The 1,302-nt window shown below is 67.3% G+C and carries 1 protein-coding gene; it reads left to right on the top strand.

What is annotated here, in order from left to right; translation table 11 throughout:
* The first annotated feature begins 307 nt into the window (after nucleotides 1–307).
* Complete coding sequence (locus E1261_RS46210; RefSeq protein WP_202875488.1) at nucleotides 308–763, top strand: hypothetical protein; 456 nt, start codon at nucleotides 308–310, stop codon at nucleotides 761–763.
* The last annotated feature ends 539 nt before the right edge of the window (nucleotides 764–1,302 follow it).

Raw genomic sequence — 1,302 nt, 5'->3', positions numbered from 1 at the left:
GCACGCCCCCATGTGATGGCTGCCCCACGGCGTTGTGGGTCTACCCACCGCATGCGGCTGGCCCACCCGCAACGGGATGGGCTGACCCATCAAATGGAGCTCTTCTGCCGGGTCCGGCGTGGCTGGGGAGTCCTACAGGCAACGCCCGAAGAACCCGCACACCTGGCCTCCGGATCTTTCGGACGTTGCGAGGGGCAATCACCCCTGTTGATGGGCCGGTCCACCTGGTGGTGGATGTGCCAACCGCATGCAGCCAGCCCACTCACCACGCGGGGGCCCGCAGGGCCGGCTAGTCAGGCGACTCGGGGTGACGTCAACCGGGCCTGCCGCGATCCACTCCCCAAACCGGTTCGGGGAGCAACTGCCCTGTCGCCACACCGGTTCGGGGAGCAACTGCCCGGTCGCCACGCCGGTTCGGCGAGGGTTCGCTCACCATGGTCGAGAAGGCTGGGGAGCGCTACCGGTCGTTTTCGGTGGGGTAGCGCTCCCCAACGCCAACGCCAACGCCGACGCCGACGCCAACGCCAACGCCAACGCCGACGCCGACGCCGACGCCGACGCCGACGCCGACGCCGACGCCCAGCACTGTCCTGAGCGCCGCACCGAACTGCCTGACCGGCCTTGGGGTAACCCAGCAACAGGACCCTCCTGCTCGACGTGGGTGGTACGACGTGGCCCCGCGCACGGTGGCTTCGCTCGACGCGCGCCACGCCAGGCAGTCACCAAGTCCGGCGTTCAGTTGGATGTCGGCAACGACACGTAATGGTGCCCAGTCGACCGCCCCGGATGGTCTTCCGCAGGCGTGGGCATGTCTCGTGAGGCGACTACTACGTGTCCTTCCCGACGCATCTGCCGAAGGACAGGACGTATATGCCTGTTGCGTTGCCGGGCCGGTGATGGTGAGCCTGGCAACGGGATGCAGTGGGGGTATACGTCCTGTCGTTGGGAGGTTCGTGCGGGCGGCGGTGTCGATGAGGGCGGACCTGTGCCACTGACCAACCTGCTCCTCAGCCGACCAGGCAGAACCGGCTGAGCGTGAACCGGGCCACCGGTGCAGAGTTGGTCAGTGCTGGCGGTCCGCCGTCCGCTCACCGCGATCGCCATTCGCACGGTGGGTTCACTCGACGCGTTACCCACCAAATGCCAGCAGCTTTGCGGAGTCTTGCTGCCGATACGAGCCTGTAGCGAAATGGCGTTTTGCCGGCCGGGGCATCGAATCTGTCGGGCTGGTCGGGCTGGGTGGCCCCGGGGTCAGGTTGCTGGGTGGAGGGTGTGGTTGTGGAGTTTGAGGAGGTTGACCAC

The organism is Kribbella albertanoniae, assembly GCF_004348455.1.
Taxonomy (GTDB): Bacteria; Actinomycetota; Actinomycetes; order Propionibacteriales; family Kribbellaceae; genus Kribbella; species Kribbella albertanoniae.
This window is presented reverse-complemented; position numbering and strand designations above follow the sequence as displayed.